General features: G+C 32.2%; 20 protein-coding genes. 9 read left to right on the top strand and 11 right to left on the bottom strand.

Annotation, left to right across the window (positions count from 1 at the left end):
* Positions 1-10: 10 nt before the first annotated feature.
* From AC0L3M_RS09230 to AC0L3M_RS09220, 3 genes are all read right to left on the bottom strand, one after another.
* The gene (locus AC0L3M_RS09230) at positions 11-619 is read right to left on the bottom strand and encodes a bifunctional nuclease family protein (RefSeq protein ID WP_473430547.1); all 609 of its coding nucleotides are present in this window, start codon (positions 617-619) and stop codon (positions 11-13) included.
* A gap of 113 nt (positions 620-732) precedes the next feature.
* Complete coding sequence (locus tag AC0L3M_RS09225; RefSeq protein ID WP_473430546.1) at positions 733-1695, bottom strand: electron transfer flavoprotein subunit alpha/FixB family protein; 963 nt, start codon at positions 1693-1695, stop codon at positions 733-735.
* Between the two features lie 29 nt (positions 1696-1724).
* Positions 1725-2471, bottom strand: a complete 747-nt coding sequence (locus tag AC0L3M_RS09220) for an electron transfer flavoprotein subunit beta/FixA family protein (protein WP_145003363.1) — start codon at positions 2469-2471, stop codon at positions 1725-1727.
* A 242-nt stretch (positions 2472-2713) separates the two neighbouring features.
* Here AC0L3M_RS09220 and AC0L3M_RS09215 point away from each other — a divergent pair, with 242 nt between their 5' ends.
* From AC0L3M_RS09215 to AC0L3M_RS09190, 6 genes are all read left to right on the top strand, one after another.
* Complete coding sequence (locus tag AC0L3M_RS09215; protein ID WP_473430545.1) at positions 2714-3691, top strand: pyruvate dehydrogenase complex E1 component subunit beta; 978 nt, start codon at positions 2714-2716, stop codon at positions 3689-3691.
* Between the two features lie 76 nt (positions 3692-3767).
* Complete coding sequence (locus tag AC0L3M_RS09210) at positions 3768-6269, top strand: DUF5686 family protein (protein WP_292942733.1); 2502 nt, start codon at positions 3768-3770, stop codon at positions 6267-6269.
* A 261-nt stretch (positions 6270-6530) separates the two neighbouring features.
* Positions 6531-7058: an inorganic diphosphatase gene (locus AC0L3M_RS09205; RefSeq protein WP_145003354.1), complete on the top strand. Its 528-nt coding sequence runs from the start codon at positions 6531-6533 to the stop codon at positions 7056-7058.
* A gap of 274 nt (positions 7059-7332) precedes the next feature.
* Complete coding sequence (locus AC0L3M_RS09200) at positions 7333-9750, top strand: sodium-translocating pyrophosphatase (protein ID WP_473430544.1); 2418 nt, start codon at positions 7333-7335, stop codon at positions 9748-9750.
* A 34-nt stretch (positions 9751-9784) separates the two neighbouring features.
* A complete protein-coding gene (locus tag AC0L3M_RS09195; protein ID WP_473430543.1) occupies positions 9785-10543 on the top strand; it encodes a phosphatase domain-containing protein in 759 nt (252 codons plus the stop codon).
* Positions 10544-10562: 19 nt separating this feature from the next.
* A complete protein-coding gene (locus AC0L3M_RS09190) occupies positions 10563-10826 on the top strand; it encodes a phosphatase domain-containing protein (RefSeq protein ID WP_473432495.1) in 264 nt (87 codons plus the stop codon).
* Between the two features lie 85 nt (positions 10827-10911).
* On the opposite strand, the gene AC0L3M_RS09185 is transcribed toward AC0L3M_RS09190, so the two are convergent.
* On the bottom strand, positions 10912-11526 hold the full coding sequence (locus AC0L3M_RS09185) for a deoxynucleoside kinase (protein WP_145003349.1): 615 nt from the start codon (positions 11524-11526) through the stop codon (positions 10912-10914).
* Positions 11527-11528: 2 nt separating this feature from the next.
* Positions 11529-12308 carry a hypothetical protein gene (locus AC0L3M_RS09180; protein WP_473430542.1) on the bottom strand — a complete coding sequence of 260 codons (780 nt, stop codon included), beginning with the start codon at positions 12306-12308 and terminating at the stop codon, positions 11529-11531.
* A gap of 156 nt (positions 12309-12464) precedes the next feature.
* Here AC0L3M_RS09180 and AC0L3M_RS09175 point away from each other — a divergent pair, with 156 nt between their 5' ends.
* Genes AC0L3M_RS09175 through AC0L3M_RS09165 form a run of 3 tightly spaced genes read left to right on the top strand, consistent with a single transcriptional unit; the run spans position 12465 to position 16126 of the window.
* Complete coding sequence (locus AC0L3M_RS09175; protein WP_473430541.1) at positions 12465-12635, top strand: hypothetical protein; 171 nt, start codon at positions 12465-12467, stop codon at positions 12633-12635.
* Positions 12636-12646: 11 nt separating this feature from the next.
* Entirely contained in the window at positions 12647-13369 is a 723-nt protein-coding gene (locus tag AC0L3M_RS09170) for a GLPGLI family protein (protein WP_473430540.1), read from the top strand.
* A 33-nt stretch (positions 13370-13402) separates the two neighbouring features.
* Positions 13403-16126 carry an outer membrane beta-barrel protein gene (locus AC0L3M_RS09165; protein WP_473430539.1) on the top strand — a complete coding sequence of 908 codons (2724 nt, stop codon included), beginning with the start codon at positions 13403-13405 and terminating at the stop codon, positions 16124-16126.
* Positions 16127-16224: 98 nt separating this feature from the next.
* Here AC0L3M_RS09165 and rodA read toward each other — a convergent pair whose 3' ends face one another.
* The 6 genes from rodA to purH form a co-directional block, all read right to left on the bottom strand.
* Positions 16225-17499: a rod shape-determining protein RodA gene (gene rodA / locus AC0L3M_RS09160; protein WP_473430538.1), complete on the bottom strand. Its 1275-nt coding sequence runs from the start codon at positions 17497-17499 to the stop codon at positions 16225-16227.
* A complete protein-coding gene (gene mrdA / locus AC0L3M_RS09155) occupies positions 17486-19435 on the bottom strand; it encodes a penicillin-binding protein 2 (RefSeq protein ID WP_292942759.1) in 1950 nt (649 codons plus the stop codon). The genes rodA and mrdA overlap by 14 nt, the downstream gene beginning before the upstream one ends.
* Positions 19432-19938 carry a rod shape-determining protein MreD gene (locus tag AC0L3M_RS09150; protein WP_145003330.1) on the bottom strand — a complete coding sequence of 169 codons (507 nt, stop codon included), beginning with the start codon at positions 19936-19938 and terminating at the stop codon, positions 19432-19434. Before AC0L3M_RS09150 ends, mrdA begins: the two co-directional genes overlap by 4 nt.
* Positions 19931-20746 carry a rod shape-determining protein MreC gene (mreC, locus tag AC0L3M_RS09145; protein WP_473430537.1) on the bottom strand — a complete coding sequence of 272 codons (816 nt, stop codon included), beginning with the start codon at positions 20744-20746 and terminating at the stop codon, positions 19931-19933. Before mreC ends, AC0L3M_RS09150 begins: the two co-directional genes overlap by 8 nt.
* A gap of 13 nt (positions 20747-20759) precedes the next feature.
* On the bottom strand, positions 20760-21788 hold the full coding sequence (locus AC0L3M_RS09140) for a rod shape-determining protein (protein WP_028283484.1): 1029 nt from the start codon (positions 21786-21788) through the stop codon (positions 20760-20762).
* A gap of 245 nt (positions 21789-22033) precedes the next feature.
* Entirely contained in the window at positions 22034-23563 is a 1530-nt protein-coding gene (gene purH / locus AC0L3M_RS09135; RefSeq protein WP_473430536.1) for a bifunctional phosphoribosylaminoimidazolecarboxamide formyltransferase/IMP cyclohydrolase, read from the bottom strand.
* Between the last annotated feature and the right edge of the window lie 35 nt (positions 23564-23598).

Genomic DNA, 23598 nt, shown 5'->3' with positions numbered 1-23598 from the left:
TGTAAAGGGATTATCGTTTAGAGATTTCGTCTCTTATTTTAGCTGCTTTTTCGTAATCTTCGTTAGTTACAGCTTCGTCTAGAAGATTGTGTAATTCTTCTACTGTTTTGGAAATATAATCGTCTTGAGAAGGTTCCATCTCTAATTCCTCGTTAAGGATATCTTCAATTAAGATATTATCTGGATCCTCTTCTTTTGTTGGATCTACTTTTAAATAGATTCCTGCTTTATCTAATATGTTTTTATAAGTAAAAATAGGAGCATCAAAACGTAAAGCTAAGGCTATAGCGTCACTAGTTCTAGCATCTATGATTTCTTCAATATTATCGCGTTCGCAAATTAAAGAAGAATAGAAAACACCATCTACCAATTTATGTATAATGACTTGTTTGACTACAATATCAAAGCGGTCCGCAAAGTTTTTAAATAAATCGTGAGTTAATGGTCTTGGAGGTCTTATTTCTTTTTCTAAAGCTATAGCAATGGATTGCGCCTCAAAAGCACCAATGACAATTGGTAGTTTTCGGTCGCCATCTAATTCGTTTAAAATTAGTGCGTAAGCGCCATTTTGTGTTTGGCTATACGATATGCCTTTTATATTTAATCGGACTAAACTCATAGTATTTAAAAAGCAAAGAACTGCTTAAATTAGGACTTTACCAAACTGCACTAGGCAGTTTTTGTACATAATTTAAACAGTCCTTTGTTAATAGAACTTAAATTTATAAAAAATTATGCGTTTGCTGCTTTAAACGCTTTTAATTTTTCAATAAGTTGTGGGACAACTTCAAAAGCATCTCCAACAACACCATAATCTGCTGCTTTAAAGAAAGGCGCTTCTGGATCTGTGTTAACAACTACTTTTACTTTAGAGGCATTAATACCTGCTAAATGCTGTATAGCTCCAGATATTCCGATAGCAATGTATAAGTTAGAAGCTACAGGTTTTCCTGTTTGTCCAACGTGCTCACTATGAGGTCTCCAACCTAAGTCAGATACTGGTTTAGAGCATGCTGTTGCTGCACCTAAAACATCTGCTAACTCTTCAATCATTCCCCAGTTTTCTGGTCCTTTCATTCCACGACCTGCAGATACTACTATTTCTGCATCAGCAATTGTAACTTTATCTGTTGCTTTGTCTACCGACTCTACATTTACACCTGAATTTGGTAAGCTAGGCGAAAAATCTTCAGCAGCAGCTGCACCATTATTTTCTACTAATCCGTAAGAATTGTTAGAGACTCCAACAATTTTAACATCTGTATCTATTGTTGTTAAGTTGAATGCTTTATTTGTAAAAGCAGTACGTTTAACTGTAAAAGGAGCTGTTGAGGTTGGTACTTCCATTACATTGGATGCGTAACCTGCTTCTAAACCTACAGATAATATTGGTGCTAAATATTTGCTATCTGCACTTTGACTTAATATTACGACCTTAGTCCCTTCGTTTTTTGCTGCTTGTGCAATTGCCGAAGCGTATGATTTTGCATTAAAGTTTTTTAAAGCATCATCAGATACTTTTAATACTTTATCTACTCCGTATTTTCCTAATTCTGAAACATCATTGGCGTTAACTGCAACTGCTGTAACTGTCGTACCTAATTGGTCAGCGACTGCTTTGGCGTAAGAAGCAACTTCAAAAGCTGTTTTTTTAAAGGTTCCGTTTTCTGATTCTGTATATACTAAAACTGACATGTTTTTTTTGTTTTAAGATTAATTACTAATTAAATGACTTTAGCTTCGTTATGAAGTAAGTTAATTAATTCATCTAAATTATCTGGCGACACTAACGTTACAGCACCTTTTGGAGCTGGTTTTTCAAACTTAACAGACGCTGTTTCTACTGATGCACCTATTGGTTCTAAAACATTTAATGGTTTTTGACGTGCTTGCATAATACCTCTCATATTTGGTATACGTAAATCACTCTCTTCAACTAATCCTTTTTGACCACCAATTACTAAAGGTAGTGCAGTAGATACGCTTTCTTTACCACCATCAATTTCTCTAACAGCTTTAGCGTTAGTACCATCTAATTCCAAACTAATACAATTAGTTACAAAATTAGCATCAACCATTTCTGCAATCATACCAGGTACCATACCTCCATTATAATCAATAGACTCACGACCAGCAATTACTAAATCATAACCACCATCTTTTACAACTTTAGCTATTTCTTTAGCGACTTGGTAACCATCTTTAGCTTCAGTATTCACTCTAATTGCAGAGTCTGCACCAATAGCTAATGCTTTACGTAATGTAGGTTCTGTTTCAGGACCTCCAACATTAATAACATCTACAGATGCACCTTGTTTTTCTTTAAACCACATGGCACGTGTTAAACCAAATTCGTCATTAGGATTAATTACAAATTGTACTCCAGTTGTGTCAAATTTTGAATCTCCATCTGTAAAATTAATTTTTGATGTCGTATCTGGTACATGACTAATACACACTAAAATTTTCATATTTTTTTGTTTTTTATGAGTTCTGTTACGTTAGATGTAATCAACTATAACGATATAGTACGTCTAACCTTAATTTTATTTTTGAACAAATTTAGGCATAAAAAATGCGCTTAAATCTTACGGTTACGAAGATAATTATTTTATTTTGAAAAAATACTATGCATGCATAGTAAATTTTAAATAATTCTTTAGTCTAAAGTTTTTCATTTATTGTTATTTTTGCTTTTCAAATTATTAATTAGATGAAGACAATTCAATTTAGAGAAGCTATTTGCGAAGCCATGAGCGAAGAAATGCGTAGAGATGAGAGCATTTTTTTAATGGGAGAAGAAGTAGCAGAATATAATGGTGCTTATAAAGCGTCAAAAGGGATGTTAGATGAGTTTGGTGCAAAACGTGTTATTGATACACCAATTGCCGAACTTGGTTTTGCAGGTATCGCTATTGGGTCTACCATGACAGGTAACAGACCAATCGTAGAATACATGACGTTTAACTTTTCGTTAGTTGGTATTGACCAAATAATTAATAATGCAGCCAAAATTAGACAAATGTCTGGAGGTCAATTTAATTGTCCAATAGTATTTAGAGGTCCAACAGCAAGTGCAGGACAATTAGCAGCAACACACTCTCAAGCTTTTGAAAACTGGTTTGCAAACACACCAGGTTTAAAAGTTGTAGTGCCATCAAATCCATATGATGCTAAAGGGTTATTAAAATCTGCTATTCGTGATAACGATCCTGTGATCTTTATGGAAAGCGAGCAAATGTATGGTGATAAAGGTGAAGTGCCAGAAGGAGAATACACAATACCATTAGGTGTTGCCGAAATAAAAAGAGAAGGTACAGATGTAACAATCGTATCTTTTGGTAAGATTATTAAAGAAGCTTATATCGCAGCAGATAAATTAGCTGAAGAAGGTATATCTTGTGAGATTATCGATTTACGTACAGTGCGTCCAATGGATAGATCAGCCATTTTAAAGTCTGTTAAAAAGACTAATCGTTTAATTGTTTTAGAAGAAGCTTGGCCTTTTGGTAACGTAGCGACAGAAATTACATATTTAGTACAAAGCGAAGCATTTGACTATTTAGATGCACCAGTTATAAAAATTAATACAGCAGATACACCTGCACCTTACTCTCCAGTATTGTTAGCAGAGTGGTTACCAGATCATAAAGATGTTATCACAGCTGTTAAAAAGGTAATGTATAAATAAAAAATAGTATTTTAGATTTATCAAAAGCTTCATTAGCATGATTGTTGATGAAGCTTTTTGTATTAAATAACCATATATGAATAGTAAACTTTTTTGCCTCTTTTTTTTATTAGGAAGTCTTTTTGCAATTGCACAAACAAAAGTAAGTGGTGTTGTGTTTGATGAGTATGATCAACCAGTGTCATTTGCAAATGTTATTTTTAAAGGGTCTTCAATTGGTGTTATTACTAATGAAGAAGGACGTTTTTATATGGAGGATAGTAATACTTGGGAAACATTATCTATATCATTTATAAGTTTTGAAACCCAAGAAATTAAACTAACTAAAAAAGTAAATTACGATTTAAAAGTTATTTTAAAAGAAGAAGTTGCAGCTTTAGATGAAGTAGTCATAGTATCTGGTAAGCAATCCAAAAAAAATAATCCAGCGATTGATATCCTTCGAAAAATATGGGCAAATAAACGTAGTAATGGATTAAAAAAGTACAAACAATACCAATACGATAAATACGAAAAAGTAGAATTTGACCTAAATACAATCGATAGCTCATTAATGAAAAGTAAGCTATTTAAAGGTATGGAGTTTGTTTTTGAGCAAGTAGATACCTCTAACGTAACAGGTAAAACGTATTTACCAATGTTTATTAATGAGTCCTCTAGCCAAGTGTATGGTGATAATATTATTAATGAAAAACGCGAAGTATTAAAAGGTAATAAAAACTCAGGATTTAGTAATAATCAAATTATAATAGATTTTGTTGATGACCTATACTCGGATTACGATGTATATGATAACTACTTAAAGTTTTTTGATAAAAGTTTTACAAGTCCAATTTCTAGAACCGGAATTCAGACCTATAATTATGTGCTAGCAGACAGTAGTTTTATAGACAATAAATGGTGTTATAATATTATTTACTATCCAAGACGTAAAAACGAGTTAACCTTTAAAGGAGATTTTTGGGTAGCAGACACCACATTTGCTATCAAAGAAATTAACATGCAAGCCTCTAAAAGCGCAAATATAAACTGGGTTAAAGAGATTTATATAGAACAAGAATTTGAAGTCCTTAATGATTCTGTCTTTCTTATAAAACGAGATTACTTCATGAGTGATTTTGCATTTAATAAAAAAGAAAAATCAAAGGGAATTTACGGTAAGCGTACCACACTATATGATAACTATACGTTTGATCAAGTAAAAGATCCTAAATTTTATAAAGAAAAAGTTTACACCTTTGACCAAGACATCTATAATCAAGATGATAGTTTTTGGGATAAAAACAGAATGGAATCTTTAAGTAAAGACGAAAAAGGTGTTTATGTCATGTTAGACTCATTAAAAAACACCCAAAAGTTTAAACGCCTTTATAATCTTGGAAGCATATTAGCCTCAGGTTATGTCGAGTTTCCAGAGCTTAATTTGGATTATGGACCAATCTTCTCAACCTTTGGTTATAATGAAGTGGAAGGCGTAAGACTAAGAGCAGGTGGACGTACATACTTTGGTCAAAACGATATGTGGCGTATCGAAGGATATACAGCTTACGGATTTAAGGATAATAAATTTAAATATGGATTATCAGGTAAATGGTTACTAGATAAACGTAGTCGATTAATTATATCAGGAGGAAACCGACGTGATGTAGAGCAAATTGGAGCAAGTCTAACAACAAGTACAGATGTTTTAGGTCGAAGTTTAGCCAGTAGCTCAGTAGTTGGAACAGGTACAAACGATAAATTAACAAACATCAATTTAAGTACATTATCAATCGAAGCAGAGCCTTTTAGAAATTTGGTAACACGTGTTAGCGGAAGCTATAGAACTTTAGAGTCAGCATCACCAACCTTTAGTTTAGATTACTTTACAGATGCAACACAAACCACTACCAAGTCGGATCTTAAACAATACGAAACAGCATTTTCTATGTCCTTTTTCCCTAACAGAGAAATGACAGGTTATGGTGTAGAAAGACGAACTAAAAATGATGACTTTGCTAGATTATTTGCACAAGTATCAGTCGGTAATCAAGGGGTTTTAGACAGTGATTTTGATTATACTAAATTACAATTTTCATATACACAACCATGGTCTTTAGGTGGTTTTGGACGATTATACACAACCGTAGAAGCAGGTAAGACTTATGGTGAAGTACCATTAGGTTTATTAAGTGTTGTACCTGGAAATCAAAGTTATTTTTCAATTTATAACACCTTCTCTAATTTAGATTTTTACGAGTTTGTTACAGATGAATATGCAACGTTACATGTTGAGCATAATTTTAATGGACGTCTGTTTTCTCGTATACCATTCTTAAAAAAATATAATTTAAGAGCCATAGTTGGTGCAAGAGGTGTTATTGGAGATGTTAGTCAAGAAAATCGCGATATAAATGCTTCGGGATTAATATATAGAGCGCCAACTAAAGAAGCGTATTACGAGTATAGTGTTGGAGTTGGTAACATCTTTAAAGTACTAAGAATAGATTTTAATTTTAGAGGTAATTACTTAAACGCAGTAACCAACCCAGATGCTAGAAAATTTGGAGTTACTGGAAGCTTTGGCTTTTATTTTTAGATAAATACACAACACGTTTACTGTAAATTGTACAAGGATAAATATTAATTGTACAGGAATTACTAAAACAAATAATTAGGATAATTTTTAATTATTATAAAAGTTTAGCGGTTGATTTTATATTAACTTAACAATTAAAACCTTAATCGGTATTTTTCGTTTTTTATATTTGTCAAAACCTAAATAATCTTGTACTTTTGCAAGCCGAAAAAGTAAAGCAAAATTTAAATTCCGCTTGACGGAAAACTAAAATAATATTATATGAGTCCATCTGGAAAAAAGACATTTGACGTATTAATTGAAATACCTAAAGGAAGTAGAAACAAGTATGAGTACGATTTTGAATTAAACAAAATTCGTTTTGACCGTATGTTGTTTTCTTCAATGATGTATCCAGGAGATTATGGTTTTATACCAGAAACTTTAGCTTTAGATGGAGATCCATTAGACGTTTTAGTAATGGGAACAGAGCCTACTTTTCCAATGTGTGTAATGGAAGTAAAACCAATTGGTGTTTTCCATATGGCAGATGAAAAAGGTCCTGATGAAAAAATAATTTGCGTACCAGTTACAGATCCTATTTGGAATAGCTGTAATGATATCGAGGATTTAAATCCACATAGAATAAAAGAAATTACTCACTTTTTTCAAGTGTATAAAGACTTAGAGAAAAAGAAAGTTGATGTTGGTGGATGGGGAGATGCTAAAGAGGCATATGAAATCTTAAACAAATGTGTAGAGCGTTATGAAAATAGCGAGCATAAAACAAATGGAGATTTTACTATCTAAATAGTACATCTAAATTTTAATTAAAACCCTCTCATTGTATAATGAGAGGGTTTTTTGTTTGCAATACTATTTGATTTATCTGTTTTGTAAGTACTTGTGGTTTTGTCGTAATAGTAAATAATAATTTCTGTTTTGTTTTCAAATATTATTATAAATGTAAATTTAATGTTAAAAAATTGCGATGTTAATATTTTAACTTCTGTTTGATTTTGTTACTTTAGCAGTAATTAAAAACTAATCAAAAACTAATCAAAAACTAATCAAACAAACTTATATGGAATCAATGATGATTTATATGCCTATTGCTATGGCAATTTTGGGCTTAATTTACATGGTTATTAAACAATCTTGGGTAATGAAGCAAGATGCAGGTGATGGTAAAATGAAAGAGATTTCTGATCATATCTACGAAGGTGCTCTAGCTTTTCTAAACGCAGAATATAGATTGTTGTCAGTTTTTGTGGTTATAGTAAGTGTGCTACTTGCTGTTGTCGCCTATTTTGTACCAACTACAAGTTATTTAATTGTAATAGCTTTTGTATGTGGAGCTGTTTTTTCTGCAGCTGCAGGAAATATAGGTATGAAAATAGCAACTAAAACAAATGTTAGGACTACACAAGCTGCAAGAACAAGTTTGCCAAATGCGCTTAAAATTTCATTTGGAGGAGGAACTGTTATGGGATTAGGTGTTGCAGGATTAGCAGTGTTAGGTTTAACGATATTTTTTATAGCATTCTTTCAAATATTTATGGATGGAGCTTGGACTAATACTATGGATATGACTATTGTATTAGAGACTTTGGCTGGTTTTTCATTAGGAGCAGAGTCTATCGCGCTATTCGCAAGAGTTGGTGGAGGGATTTACACTAAAGCTGCAGATGTTGGAGCTGATTTAGTAGGTAAAGTAGAAGCTGGTATACCAGAAGACGATCCACGTAATCCTGCTACTATTGCAGATAATGTTGGTGATAATGTTGGAGACGTTGCTGGTATGGGAGCCGATTTATTTGGATCGTATGTTGCAACTGTTTTAGCAGCAATGGTTTTAGGTAATTATGTAATTAAAGATATGGGTGGAGCAATCACTGATGCTTTTGGAGGTATTGGTCCTATTTTACTTCCTATGTCTATTGCAGGAGTGGGAATAATAATTTCTATAATTGGAACGCTATTAGTTAAAATTAGTAGTAATGACGCTAAAGAGTCACAAGTAATGGGAGCTTTGAATCTTGGAAACTGGGTGTCTATTGGTTTAGTTGCTGCTGCATGTTATGGATTAGTGACTTGGATGCTACCAGAAACAATGCAAATGAACTTTTTTGGAGAAGGTCTGCAAGATATTTCTAGCATAAGAGTGTTTTACGCAACTTTAGTGGGTCTATTTGTAGGAGCAGTAATTTCTTCGGTAACCGAATATTATACAGGATTAGGTAAAAAGCCAATTTTAAAAATAGTACAACAGTCTAGTACAGGAGCAGGAACAAATATTATTGCAGGTTTAGCAACAGGTATGATATCTACATTTCCTTCAGTATTACTATTTGCAGGAGCAATATGGGCATCGTACGCATTGGCAGGATTTTATGGTGTTGCTTTAGCAGCCTCTGCAATGATGGCAACTACTGCAATGCAATTAGCAATTGATGCGTTTGGACCAATATCTGATAATGCAGGAGGTATTGCCGAAATGAGTGAGCAAGAACCAATTGTAAGAGAACGTACAGATATACTAGACTCGGTTGGAAACACAACTGCAGCAACAGGTAAAGGTTTTGCTATTGCGTCTGCAGCATTAACATCATTAGCCTTATTTGCTGCTTATGTCACATTTACAGGTATTGACGGAATTAATATTTTTAAAGCACCAGTTTTAGCAATGTTATTTGTTGGAGGAATGGTGCCTGTAGTTTTTTCTGCATTGGCAATGAATGCTGTAGGAAAAGCAGCTATGGAAATGGTTGAAGAAGTGCGTAGACAATTTAGAGATATTCCAGGTATAATGGAAGGTACAGGTAAGCCAGAATACGATAAGTGTGTTGCTATTTCAACCAAAGCATCTTTAAAAGAAATGATGTTACCAGGATTATTAACCATTGGGTTTCCTTTGGTTATTGCTTTTGTTCCTATGATTTTTGGAATGAAACATTTAGCAATTGCTGAAATGCTAGGAGGTTACATGGCTGGTGTTACGGTAAGTGGTGTGCTTTGGGCTATTTTTCAGAATAATGCTGGAGGCGCATGGGATAATGCAAAAAAATCTTTTGAAGCAGGTGTCGAAATTAATGGTGAGATGACTTTTAAAGGGAGTGATGCACATAAAGCAGCAGTAACAGGAGATACTGTTGGAGATCCATTTAAAGATACTTCTGGACCATCAATGAATATTTTAATTAAGTTAACCTGTTTAATTGGTTTAGTAATTGCACCAATTTTAGGAGGTCATACCGAAACTGGAGTAGCTAATACAGACCAAGTAACTATTGAAAAAGAAATGATAGTTAACGATAATATTGCTGAGGCAACAATAACTTATTCTGTAATTATTGATGGAGAAGAGGTTGTTAAACAAGAACGCTTTAGAGGAAGTAAGGAAGATGTAGATGCTAAATTAAGAGACTTTGAAGCGTCTAATAATGTAGCGACTGAACAAAACAAAAAAACAATTAAAAAAATTGATGTCAAAAAAGGGTAATCCTTTATCAGAAATTTAAATTTTAAACCTGCTAATGACTTTAGCAGGTTTTTTTTATATTATATTTGATGTGATGAGTTGGTTTAAGAAAGATCCTTTGCAAATTATTTCATTTTTAAGTTATGGTACATCTAAGCGATTATACCATCGTGGTCGTGCGTTGGAAGATGAAACTATTGATTTAGAACAAAAAAGCTTACTAGCTTTAGTTTTAAATACATGGAAAAGATTTGAAACAGACGAGGTTAAAAAGACAAAGTTAAAAATAACATTGCCTAATAATAAAGTCATTTATACCAAGACAGATAAAGATGGTTATTATAAAATAGATAGAGCAATTGAGGATGTTGAGGTATTCATAAATACTGAAGGTTGGTTAAATATTGAAGTCGCTTATGATGATGCTACCCTAAAGCGAAACATACAAAATCAAAATAAGTTTCCTGCGCAAATACTTATCCCTAATTTAAATTCTGATTTTGGAATTATTAGTGATATTGATGACACTATATTACATACAGGAGTGGTTTCTATATTAAAATGGCGTGTATTATATAATACTTTTTTTAAGCATGCTCAAAATAGAATACCACTTGAAGGCGCTGCTGAGTTTTATCATTTATTGCATAAAGGACCAAATGGAGATAAGGCTAATCCTATATTTTATGTTAGTCATAGTCCATGGAATTTGTATCGCTACTTAGAGTTTTTTCTCAAAAAAATAATTTCCCAAAAGGCCCTATTTTACTTAGAAGTTTCAGAACTATTTTTAAAAAAAGTCATCTACTTGTAAGCCAGCAAAACAGTTAGAAATACAAAACATATTAAAGACATATCCCGATTTTACTTTTATATTAATAGGAGATAGTGGAGAGCATGATCCAGATATTTATCTAGAGATTGTTAATACTTTTCCCAATCGTATTAAAGCGGTTTATTTAAGAAGTGTAAACGATAATAAAAAAATTAAAAGAGTAAAAAGTTTACTTAACGCTTATAATACAACGCCTGTTTTATTAGTTAATTCTAGCAAGGACGCTATAATACATGCTAGAACAAACGGATTTGTTAAGTAGTTATCCTTATAATCATAAAAAAAAGGTCACATAATTATGTAACCTTTTTTATATTTAAAGTGTTTTTTAAACAAGTTAAGTTATTCTAAAATAACCCATTTATTTCAGCATCAATTTTATTAATTATAGTTCCTAAATCTTCAGGATTAGCAACAAAGTCCATATTATCTACATCAATTACTAATAAATTACCTTTAGTATATCCATGGATCCAAGCTTCATAACGTTCGTTTAATCTACTTAAATAGTCAATACTAATTGAGTTTTCGTAATCACGACCACGTTTATGTATTTGAGATACTAGATTTGGGATAGAGCTACGTAAGTAAATCAATAAATCTGGACCTTCAACAAAACCTTCCATTAAATCAAATAACGATTTATAGTTTTCAAAATCACGATTGGTCATTAAACCCATTGCATGTAAATTAGGTGCAAAAATGTGCGCATCCTCATATATTGTTCTATCCTGAATAATATCTCTTCCGCTTTCGCGAATTTGTGATACTTGTCTAAAACGACTATTCAAAAAGTAAACCTGTAGGTTAAAACTCCAACGCTCCATTTGATTGTAAAAATCGTCAAGGTAAGGGTTGTCTACAACGTCCTCTAATTGAGCCTCCCAGTTAAAGTGTTTGGCTAATAATTTAGTAAGCGTCGTTTTTCCTGCGCCTATATTTCCTGCTATGGCAACGTGCATAGTTAGTCTGTTTTAAGTTGGTATTGATAAAGTAATTTGCGAGTGTAAATATACAGGATTTGATTGGTTACAAAAAACTGACTTATTAACATATTTGGTATATCGATCGCACTTATAGTTTTTGTTTCGTGGTTATAAAAATTTAATATATTTTCTTTCTCAAGTATTAAATTTTCGTTGTATGCTTTAATGTTTGTGTAGCCATCATTTTTGAACTTATAAACTAAGCTTCCAAAATAATTATAGCAATACAAGTTGTTTTCGGTAAGAAGCCAACAATAATTATAATTACTAGTCAGGTCTAATACTTTGGAGCTAACCGGAATTGTCTTATAGCGTGTGGTTTTGGTTTGATAATCATACAACTCTAAGTATTGAAAATCTTGATTAAATAACCATATCGTATTGTCAAAACCCGTTGTAACGTGAGAAATATTTTTATAAGGTTGTAACGTGTTAAAGTCTAATTTAGAGACTTCGGCTAACCTATTATCTAATATAATTACAGTGTTTAAGTCACCATAAAACACATTAATTTTTAATGGATTAAAAGTGTGCACAGACGTTATATTACCTAATTGGATATTGCTGTAATTAATAGTGTGTTTATCCGATTTTTTAAAAAGCACATTATTTTTAACATAATATAGGTTTTCAAAATTATTTTTAGAAATAAAAACATCAGCATTAAGGCTGTCCACTGCTATGTAATTTGCAGATATTTTGTCTTGAGCGGACAGTGTTAAGCAGCTGATAAAAAAGAAAAGCACTAGTTGTTTCATGGGTTAACAATGTACAAAAACTAAAACAAACCTGTAACAATTTGTTTGTCAAGTAGACTAATATTTTTATTAGTAACTTTTATCTGTTATAGATTAAACTATCTGTAAAAATAAGAGTCTAAAGTGTAGAATATCAAATAATAAAATTTAAATAAAATGAAATTAAAATCAACTTTTAAAAATCTAGCAACGCTGTTAGTATTGATTATTACTTCAAGCGTTTTTGCGCAAGATGCTTTTCAGGGTCAGGCAACTTACATGTCAAAAACGACAATGGATATGGATAATTTTGGTGGTCGCGAGTTAAGTCCAGAGCGAAAAAAATGATAATGGAGCGTATGAAAACAATGCTTGAAAAAACATTTATTCTAGATTTTAATAAATCAGAATCTACTTATAAAGAAGATGAATCATTAGAGGCTCCTGGTGGTGGAGGAAGAGGTTTTATGATGGGTGGAATGGCTGCTGGAACAATCTATAAGGATGTAAAAGAAAACGTACTATTACATGACCAAGAGTTTTTTGGAAAGCAATTTTTAATTAAAGATAGTTTAGTAAAATTAGATTGGAAAATGAGTGGCGAGTCTAAGCAGATTGGTAAATACACCGCTTTTAAAGCAACTGCTACTAAAAAAGTAGACGCTGCAGATTGGACAAATATGAGAAGAAGAGGAAATGATGGAGATAAAAAGAAGGACGATAATAAAGAAGTTGCAGAAGTAAAAAAAGATAGCACTAAAACTGATGCACAAAAAGATCCTTTTGATGATATTGAAATTCCAGAAGAAATTGAAGTGACTGCATGGTACACAATGGACATACCAGTTAATAGTGGTCCTGGTGAATATTGGGGACTTCCAGGTTTAATATTAGAGGTTAATGCAGGTAGAACAACTATATTATGTTCTAAAATTGTTATGAATCCTTCTGATAAAAACGAAATTAAAAAACCAACCAAAGGTAAAGAAGTGACAATGGAAGAATACCAAGACATTGTAAAGAAAAAAATGGAAGAAATGCGCGAGATGTTTAGATCACGTGGTGGAAGAGGTAGAAATTAATTTTTTTCAATAAAAACCAATCAAAAATAACAAATGAAACACTTATTTACAGCACTACTGTTTTTAGTAGTAAGTACCACTTTTGCTCAAGTCAAGTTTGAAGGTGTCGTTAAGGATAGTACAGGATATGGACTAGAGTTAGCTAATGTTGTTGCTATAAACCAAGCAACAAAAACGCTTGAAGCGTATTCTATCACTAATGATAAAGGACGTTATAAATTAAATTTAGATGTTAATTCTTCTTATAGCATTCAGGTTAGTTATATTGGAATGAAACAAATTTCTGAAACCATTCAAACCAAGGAAACCGATCTTTTTAAAGATTATGTAATGGCTATGGACAATAGTTTGGATGAAATTGAAATCACCTACGAAATGCCTGTAACTATTAGTGGAGATACAATAACCTATAATGCAGATTCTTTTAAAAACGGAACAGAACGTAAACTTGGTGATGTATTAGAGAAAATGCCAGGCGTTGAGGTAAATGATGATGGTGAGGTAGAAATAGAAGGAAAAAAGGTTGGTAAAGTCATGATTGATGGTAAGGAGTTTTTTGATGGTGATACTAAATTAGCTACAAAAAATATTCCTGCAAATGCTATTGATAAAGTGCAAGTTTTAAAGAACTATTCTGAAGTTGGACAGTTAAGTGGTGTGACTAATAATCAAGATAATATTGCTATTAATATTAAATTAAAAGAGGGTAAGAAAAACTTTTGGTTTGGAACAGTAACAGCTGGAGCAGGAGACTCTAGTAGTGGTGAGTTGTACTTAGCACAACCTAAGTTATTTTACTATAGCCCTAAAAAAAGTATCAACTTTATTGGTGACCTAAATAACATTGGAGAGTTGGCATTATCTAGACGAGATATATTTAATTTTTCAGGTGGTTTCCAACAACCTAGTCAACAAAGCGGAACTAATATTAGCTTAGGAAGTAACGATTTAGGCTTTAGACAACTTCAAAATAATCAAGCTAAAAGTTTAAATACCAAATTTGGTGCAGCTAACTTTAGTTACTCGCCAACAAGTGTTTTGGACGTTAGTGGATTTGCGATTTTTGCTAGTAGCAGAATTGAATTACAAGAAGACAGTCAAGTCTTATATACAGATCAGACATTAGGGATTCCAGATGAAACTACAGCTAGTAATACGCAACAAAAAAGTGATTTAGGACTAGTTAAATTTAGTGCTAAGTATAAGCCAAATGCTAATAATCAATTGGATTATGATATACTTGGACGTACCTCTAAGGATCAGCAATTTAACGGAACTTTTTCTAATGTTGTTGGTGCAATTGAGCAATTTGAAGAAACTAATCCGTATAAAATAAATCAAAACCTGAATTATTATTATACCATGGATGAAGATAATATTTTTGCATTATCCGTTCAACATTTATTACAAGATGAAGATCCTTTTTATAATGCACTATTACAAAATGATCCAACAAGTTCGGCAGATCCATTTGATAATACTGCAGTAGGTTTAGGTCTAGATGGTACGCAGGTTTCTTACGATGTAAATCAACAAAAACGTGTTAAGACCAATCAGTTAGATGCTAAGGTTGACTATTGGAATATTTTAAACAAAAAAAGTGATATTAACTTTACTGTTGGTACGATATATAGCAATCAACAGTTTGATTCTAATGTGTTTCAGACTTTGGATGATGGTAGCGAAGTTGACACCAACACATCAATACCAGGAGTGTCAGATATAAATGATATTAAATATACATTTAGCGATATATATCTTGGTGCGCATTACCGATTTAAAACAGGTAAATTTACTATTAGTCCAGGTTTATCTGCGCATGCTTATAGTGCAGTTAATGATCAATTTAACACAACAACTAAAGATAACTTTTTTAGAGTGCTTCCTGATTTAAATGTACGTGTACAATTAAAAGGAACTGAAAATTTAAATTTATCATACAAAATGCAAACCCAATTTACAGATGTAAATCAGTTTGCTCAAGGTTTAGTTTTAAATAATTATAACTCGCAGTTTATAGGTAATCCAGAGCTAGAAAGTGCATTATCACATAATATAAACTTAAGCTACTTTAGCTTTAATATGTTTAATTATACTAATGTATTTGCATTTATAAATTATTCTAAGAATATTGATAACATTAGAAACGTATCAGAGTTTCAACCTGGATCAGTTATTAGAACTAGTACACCATATAATTCTGGCTTAGAGGATGAAAGTTTAAGTGCTAGTGGACGTTTTCAGAGACGTTTTGGTAAATTACAAGCCAGTGTAAGAGGTACATTTAATTATTCTAAGTTTAATCAATTTATTAATACTCAAATTTCGGTTAACGAAAACTATAACCAAAGTTACACCACAGAGTTGCGTTCAAACTTCAGAGAAGCACCTAATTTTGAGATACGCTATACGTATGGCTTAAACAACAGTGTTCAAGGAGATAGAACTACTAAAATATATACTAACGCACCAGCTGTTGAGTTTGATGCACTAATATTTAAAAAGTTTACTTTTAAAACAGATTATACTTATAGTCGTCAAACTATTGATGGTAATAGTAATAGTTTTGGATTATGGAATGCTAATTTAGCTTACCGTAAAACTAGTGATAGTAAATGGGAATATGAATTAAAAGCAACTAACTTGTTAGATACAGATTCTAGAATACAGAATAGTAATGGAGCATTTTCAGTTAGCACTAGTGAGTATTTTATACAACCAAGATTTTTAACTGCAAGGTTTATTTATAATCTATAAGTTACATAAAGTCATATTATAAAGCCCTTTAAATTAATGTTTAAAGGGCTTTTGTTTTGGTCTAGGTTATAGTAAATATGTTTAATTATTATTTAGACTTACCACTGATTAATACGATTAGAATCTAACTTAATGAAAATAAAAACTAATATAGTAAAGCCCCAAAGTCCAGAACCTCCATAACTAAAAAAGGGTAGAGGTATACCAATAGTAGGTATTAATCCCATAACCATGCCTATATTAATTAAAAAGTGTAAAAATAAAATAGCTCCTACAGCATAACCATACATCCTGCTAAATTGATTCTTCTGTCTTTCAGCTAAAACTAATATTCTTACAATTAAAAGTAAAAATACAACGACTGTTAAGAAGCTTCCAATAAAACCCCATTCTTCGCCAACTGTACTAAAAATGTAATCTGTGTGTTGTTCTGGTACAAAATTACCAGTTGTACGTGTACCTTCTAAAAAGCCTTTTCCTTTAAATCCACCACTACTAATTGCTTTTTCAGACTCGTTAAGGTTGTAAGCAACGGTCTTCTTCATGCGTTCTAGTTTGTCAGGATCTTTTTCTAAACTTAACCAAACTGTAATACGATCTTTTTGATGATCAGGCAGTATGTTTTCATAAAAAAAACGAACAGTAAATGCTAAAGATGTGCACAGTAATATTACAATTAATGGTTGTATTATTGAAGGTTTCTTTTTTCTTGTAAAATAGTATGTAAGTACTATAATTGCAGTAATTAATAGTGTGCTTATAACTCCAAATTTTAAAGCAAATATGGAGAGTAATATTAATAAAACACCAATAATTAAGTAAATATGCGGTAATCCTTCTCTATATAATACAAAGAAAAATGCACCATAAACTATGGCACTTCCAGCATCTGGTTGTAGTAAAACTAAAAGAGCAGGTACAACTATAATAGCAAAGGTTTTTAGCTGATCACTAAATCGTCTTATATCAGTATTTAAATCGCTAACATATTTAGCAACAGCTAACGCAGTAGCAACCTTAGCAAATTCGCCTGGTTGAAAGGTAAATGATCCAATGGGATACCAAGATGTTGCTCCATTTATATTTTTACCAAAAACAAAAAGACCAGCTAAGGATATTAAGGCAATAAAATAAATAATGCTAGAAAACCGCTCGTAAAACTTAGACTCTATGGAGAGTACCAAAACAATTAATACTATAGATAGTCCTATAAATACTAGTTGTTTACTGTAAAAATGAGAGAAATTTGTAAACTCCAACGCTTCACCAGAATGTGATGCAGAGATTATGTTTACCCAACCAAAAATGACTAGAATAAAAAACAGGAAGATTGTTAACCAATCAAATTTATAATATCTATCAGTTTGCCTCATCTTTTAGTTTAGGTGTCACTTCCTGCAATAAGTCGGCATCTTTTAATGTAGGTGCAGGCACAATTTGCATTTGTGTTTCTCTGTTAATTTTAAAAGGTGCTCCGGATTGTGGTTTAGCATATTCGTTTTCTAGACTATGTGTTAAAATCCAAGTTTCTAAATCTGTTCGAGATATGGTTCCTTTTAAATATTTTTCAATCATTAGACTAGCCATTCTACCAGCAAATCGGCTTCCCCAATACCCATTTTCAACAAAAACAGCAATTGCTATTTTAGGATTGTCTTTTGGTGCAAAAGCAACAAATATGGAATGATCGGTAAGCTGAGTTTTTACGCCATCAATTTTCGCATAATTTTCCGCAGTCCCAGTTTTCCCGCAAATTTCTATACCTTCCACTTGAAGACTTGCTGCTGTACCCTTGTTATAAACATCAAACATACCTTGTACAACAGGCTCAAAATGTTTTCTGTCAATGGTAGTATATCTTGGTGTTCTATACTTTTCGTCAATTGGTTCTCCTTCAATTTCTTTAATAATATGAGGCGTTATAAAATAGCCACGATTAGCTATTGCTGCAACCATATTTGCAAGTTGTATAGGTGTTGCTTCGACTTCACCTTGACCAATTGCGTTAGAGGTCATAAAGGTAGAGCTCCATCTATTTTTGCCATACCATTTGTCGTAAAATTTACTATCAGGAATGCGTCCTTTTCTACCAACAACTAAATCATATCCAAGGTAATCACCTAAACCAAAACTTTTAGCATGGTTACTCCATGCGTCCATTCCTGTGGCTGCATTTGGGTATTTTTCTACGATACGTCTGTAGACATTCACAAAATAAGCATTACAAGATTCGTAGATCCCTAAATTCATATCAACAGGACTTCTATGACTGTGGCATCCATGTAATTTTCTACCGTTATAATAATAACCCATTCTGCAGCTAAATTGTTCGGTTGGGTTAACAACACCTTCCTGCAATCCTATAAGTGCGTTAATAACTTTAAAAGGAGAACCTGGTGCATATTGTGCCTGTAATCCTCTATCAAAAGTTGGATTAGCTATGGAGTCATTATAAAGTTTTGTAAAGTTTTTTGATCGATCTCTACCGACCAATATATTAGGGTCGTAACTAGGTCCAGACACTAAAGCTAAAATTTCGCCTGTTTTAGGATCTAAGGCAATAATACCTCCTCTTTTATTAGTCATTAATAACTCGCCATAGGCTTGTAAAGTAGCATCAATAGTTATTTTTATGTCTTTACCTGCTTCTGGTAACGTGTCATGGATACCGTCTTGGTAAGGTCCAAGGTTTCTATTAAATCTGTCTTTTTGTATAAATTTAATTCCCTTTTGTCCACGTAAAGTCGTCTCGTAAGAAGCTTCAACACCTTGTTTACCAATTAAGTCTCCAGATTGGTAATAGCTGTCGTTTTGTATGTTTCTATTGTTAACTTCTCCAATGTCTCCTAAAACATTGGCTCCAATAGCTGTTTCGTATTTTCTTAAATTTCTTTTTTGAATATAAAACCCTTCGTACTTGCGCATTTTTTCTTGTAATACAGCATAGTCCTCTTTGGATAAATGCGATACAAATACGTATGGTAATCGTGGCGAATATCTATAAGCTTTATTATATTTTTCAATAAAAGTTTGCTTGTCTATTTTTAAAAGATTGCAAAACTCAATAGTATCTAAAGGTTTAACCTCTCTTGGAATTACCATGACATCGTATGATGGTTGGTTGGATACTAAAAGTTTACCATTTCTGTCATATACAAAACCACGCTTAGGATAGTCAAAAACTTTTCTAATCGCATTATCTTCGTATAAATTTGTAGAGGTTGCTTTGTATACTTGTAAGTAAAACAAGCGTCCAGTAAAAACAAGGCCTACAATTATTACAGAAAGAAGAAGAAATAATTTTCTCATTTAGATTTTGTGCTAAATATAGAAGTTATCAAAATACATAGCGTTATTGTGAATATACTAGAGAATAACGTGTGTTGAAGGACTAAAATTATTTTTGATATGTTAAATATTTCGAATAAAAAATAAGTAAAATGATGAATAAATGTTAGTATCGTTATATACGTTAGTCTTTGACCAAAATCAATGTTATTAAATTTTAGGGCTTGATGCTCATAAACTGCTCCAAAACTAAACTTTAAAACTGCAGGTCTTATAAAAGCAACTACCAAAGCAGCTGTAGCATTTACTCCACCAGAATCCATAAAAATATCAATTATTAGACCCATTAAAAAACTAATAAATAAAAACAAAATGCGATTGTTTTTAACAGGATATAAAACGATAAAAAGGATATAGATGTAAGGGTTTATATAACCTAAAAAGTTTATTTTACTAAATAAAAGTACTTGCAGTAATATAAGAACAACAAATCTTACAGTATGTATAGATAGTAGGTTATTCATTAGATTGAAGTAAATTATTAATTAGTTTTTTATCCTTATTTTCTATCACACTAACATGCTCAAGATTAGTCATGTCATTAAATAATAGTACTTCTACTTCGTAGTAATTTTTGGTAGCATCTAGTTTAAAACCTTCAACTTGACCTACTAAAATTCCTTTAGGAAAAATGGAAGAGCGTCCAGAGGTTATAATAGTATCACCTTTGTTAAGTTTTGCATTTTTTTGAATATCTGATAACTGAATATATCTTGGTGATTTACCATTCCAGCTTAAAGTACCAAACTGATTTGATTTTTTTAACTGACCGCTAATTTTATTAGTCGTGTTTAAAATTGATACTACAGTTGCATATTTACTATTAGTATTACCAATAATACCAATAATACCTTTAGACGAAATTACCCCTAAATCTGGTTTGATACTGTCTTTACTACCTTTATTGATAGTTATAAAATTGTTTTGTAACGCGTAGCTATTTTTAATAATCTTTGCGGTTGTAAACTTATATTTAGTGTTGTAGGAGTTCGAGTCTATAAAGGTCTCAGACTTTTCCGCTTGATTATTTAATATAGATCGTAAACGTGTATTTTCCTCATGCAGTTTGTCATTTTCTTCCTTTAAATGAAAATAACTACTAACCGAGTTTCCTATATTATAAACACCACCAGTTACATTATTAGCCGAGTTTATAAACTTACTTTTATGATAAGAATGCGATTGTATTGTCAGTCCTACTGAAACGCAAAGCAACAACAAGAAAAACAAAAACGATTTGTTTCTAAGTATAAAATTTACAATTTGTTGCATTCAGTTTCTGTTACTACTTTATCAATACACTTTTGTATTTCGGAATATTTTTAAGTGTGATTCCTGTACCTCTAACAACAGCACGCAAAGGGTCTTCTGCAATATAAACAGGTAAATCTGTTTTTTGCGACAGACGCTTATCTAAACCACGTAACATAGATCCACCACCAGCAAGATAAATACCAGTATTGTATATATCAGCAGCTAACTCTGGAGGAGTTTGAGATAAAGTCTCCATAACAGCATCCTCAATACGTAAAATGGATTTGTCTAAAGCCTTAGCAATCTCTCTATAACTAATTTGTACTTGCTTAGGTTTACCAGTTAAAAGGTCACGTCCTTGAACGCTCATATCCTCTGGCGGAAGGTCTAAATCCTCAGTAGCAGCACCAATTTGTATTTTAATTTTTTCAGCAGTACGCTCTCCAACATATAAGTTATGTTGTGTGCGCATGTAATAAATAATATCGTTAGTAAAAACATCACCTGCAATTTTTACAGATTTGTCACAAACAATACCTCCTAAAGCAATGACTGCAATTTCAGTAGTACCACCACCAATATCCACAATCATATTCCCTTTTGGTTGCATAATATCTACACCAATACCAATAGCAGCAGCCATAGGCTCATGTATTAAGTAAACTTCTTTACCATTTACACGTTCGGCACTTTCTTTTACCGCACGCATTTCTACCTCAGTAATTCCAGACGGAATACAAATAACCATACGTAAAGCAGGCGTAAATAATTTCTTTTTTAACGCAGGAATATTTTTAATAAACAAACTTATCATTTGCTCAGACGCATCAAAATCTGCAATTACACCATCTTTTAAAGGCCTAATAGTTTTAATGTTTTCATGCGTTTTACCTTGCATCATGTTGGCTTCTTGTCCAACAGCAATGATTTTTCCGCTAATACGGTCACGTGCAACTATGGAAGGAGCATCGACAACGACTTTGTCGTTATGAATAATTAAAGTGTTGGCAGTACCTAAATCTATAGCGATTTCTTCTGTCAGGAAATCAAAAAATCCCATGTGTTATTTGTAATTATAAGGCGTTATTAAAAAGATGCAGTAAAAGTAATAAAAGTATGGTAATATAAGGATTTAATACCTTACAAATTTTATTAATCGTCACACAATTAGAAGATACGATAAAAAACAAGTTTTGGACGTTTAACGCTTTCGCGGAAATTGAGCCAAATGGTATAAAAAAAGCTTCAGTGTTTAAACTGAAGCTTTTAGCTATTTGATATGCTTTCGTTTTAAAATAAAACTAATTAATGTTTAAAATGACGTGTACCAGTCATAACCATTGCAATATTATTTTCATTACAATAATCAATGCTTAATTGATCCTTGATAGATCCTCCAGGTTGGATTACACTAGTGATTCCTGCGTTACCAGCTATTTCTACACAATCCGGAAACGGAAAAAATGCATCACTAGCCATGACGCTATCTTTTAAATCAAAGTTAAAAGACATAGCTTTGTGTATGGCTTGATTTAAAGCATCAACACGACTAGTTTGACCAGTTCCGCTAGCACATAATTGTCTGTTTTTTACTAAAACAATAGTATTTGATTTTGTGTGCTTACATATTTTTGATGCAAAAATTAAATCATCAATAGCATCGCTAGAAGGTTTGCTATTTGTTACATAAGTTAAATCTTCAATTTGGTCTGTTTTATTATTTTTATCTTGTACTAAAACTCCGTTTAGACAAGTTCTAACTGTTGTTGGAGCAAAATCAGTGTCTTTTAAAACAAGTAAGATTCTGTTTTTCTTACCTTTTAAAATTGCTTCAGCTTCCGCAGTAAAAGAAGGTGCAATTACAACTTCACAAAATAATTTATGAATCTCTGAAGCACAAGCCTCATCAATTTCAGTATTACTAATTAAAACACCACCAAAAGCAGATACTGGATCACCAGCTAATGCATCTAAATACGCATTTAATACTGTGTCACGTTGTGCAAATCCACATGCGTTGTTGTGTTTTAGTACAGCAAATGTAGGTTGTTCACCTTTAAATTCTTGAATTAAATTTACTGCAGCATCTACGTCTAAAAGGTTATTATAGCTTAATTCTTTACCATGTAGTTGTGTAAAAAGTGCATCAAAGTCTCCGTAAAAAAATCCTTTTTGGTGTGGGTTTTCTCCGTAACGTAATACTTTACCGTTTGTTTCACTTAATTTTAAAGCAGGAATAGTTTGGTCTGCATTAAAGTAGTTAAATATTGCAGAGTCGTAATGCGATGACACGTTAAATGCTTTGGCAGCAAATGCTTTTCTGTCAGCTTCAGATAAATCTCCTTTTTTCTCAGTAATTAATTCTAAAAATTCAGCATAATCGTCTACAGAAGATACGCAAATGACGTCTGCATAGTTTTTAGCAGCAGCACGAATTAAAGAAATCCCTCCAATATCAATTTTTTCGATAATATCTTGGTTAGAAGCACCAGAAGCTACTGTTTTTTCAAAAGGATATAAATCAACTATAACGACATCTATTTGTGGAATGTCAAAGTCTTTCATTTCTTTAACATCACCATCATGGTTTTGTCTATTTAAAATTCCTCCAAATACTTTAGGATGTAATGTCTTTACGCGACCACCTAAAATAGAAGGGTATGATGTCACATCCTCTACAGGAACGACGTCAATACCAAGGTTTTTAATAAAAGTTTCGGTTCCACCAGTAGAGTAGATGGTTACACCTTGTTTATTTAGCTCTTTAACGATAGGTTCTAATCCATCTTTGCTAAATACTGAGATTAATGCAGATTTAATTGTTTTGTTGCTCATTATAGTTGTGTTAATAAGCAAGCAAATTTAGGTAA

Source organism: Olleya sp. KJ81-1, assembly GCF_055808135.1.
Note: the sequence above shows the minus strand (reverse complement) of the source record. Positions and strands in the feature narration are given on the sequence as shown.